At 54.4% G+C, this 1111-nt stretch carries 1 protein-coding gene and 1 pseudogene; both read right to left on the reverse strand.

Annotated elements, in window-relative coordinates:
• Positions 1-124 (reverse strand): annotated as a pseudogene (locus I8J34_RS24100) (IS5/IS1182 family transposase); the annotation flags it as partial.
• A gap of 232 nt (positions 125-356) precedes the next feature.
• Complete coding sequence (locus tag I8J34_RS24105) at positions 357-998, reverse strand: hypothetical protein (RefSeq protein ID WP_214364171.1); 642 nt, start codon at positions 996-998, stop codon at positions 357-359.
• Between the last annotated feature and the right edge of the window lie 113 nt (positions 999-1111).

Raw genomic sequence — 1111 nt, forward strand, 5'->3', positions numbered from 1 at the left:
GCGGCTCGATCAGCGCTTCGAGCGCCGCCCACGGTGTCACCGCTTCGATCTGGGCAAGGAACCGGTCGCGGCGCGTCATCTTCTTCTTGGCCGCGTACTCAAGGTCGGAGAAGCTCGATTGCATCGGGATCGTCACCGTCGTGAAGGAACTATGCGTATTGTCTCAAACAGAGCCGCCCGTGGGGCGATATGCAAACGAAATAATCAGCGTTTCCCTAAGGGGGCAAGTGCCGGGATGCGCCATATCCGGAATCTATCCCGCATACCCGTGATGTGTCCGCTTATATTCACCTCTAGTGCAGAAGTCGTCGCTACAGAGTTTGACGACTTTTGCATCGTCCTGGAAATACCCCATGTCAGTATGTATAGCGCCATTCGATCTTCGTGATACGAAACTCCCCCATGACAGTTTCCACCACCTCCAGGTAGACACTCACCTCCCAGCGGGGAATGCCATTCGGCGTGATCGAACTTGCGAGACCAAAGCCAGAGGTGCCGACGCGCTGCTCGGGCTTTACGCCCGTCGGCGTTTTCATTTCGTCGAGATGCCTACGACTACGACCACGACCATCACCTGCGTAGATGGACAACACCTTTACACCATGGAATATTTCGAAGCAGCCGTATTTTCGCTCAAGTTCGGCGTAGGTGTCGGCTAAAGCCTGAGGCGTATTTCTTTCATTCTCTCGGCTCCAAAACAAAGCGGACAAGTCCTCAAAGCGGCGCCGTATAACTAGATTCCCAATATAATTCGTGAAACATTCCAACCGACGAATCTGAGTTAAGGCAGCCTCTGGATCTCCTTGAATCGTGACCGTATCAGGCGAAACGACTTCTGCTTCAATCCCGCCTTCCTCAGCTGCTTCATACACTATTTGACCCAAAAACATGTCGAGCATGGAGGCTTCGGCATGGGCGCAGCCGTTATAAACGACATCATAGCGTTCGGGGTTCGCCAGAACTGAATCGCCCCGGGTTTGGTGGCAGGGCAATTGCATCCAACCATCATATCGGCAGAATCTGTAACACCCGCATGCGCTCATCGTCGTCCCAGCCGGCGCACTTTCGCCGCAGCCTGACGCTGCGCTTTGGATGTGTCGTGTCGAGCTTG

This window comes from Denitromonas iodatirespirans (genome assembly GCF_018524365.1).
Classification (GTDB): domain Bacteria; phylum Pseudomonadota; class Gammaproteobacteria; order Burkholderiales; family Rhodocyclaceae; genus Nitrogeniibacter; species Nitrogeniibacter iodatirespirans.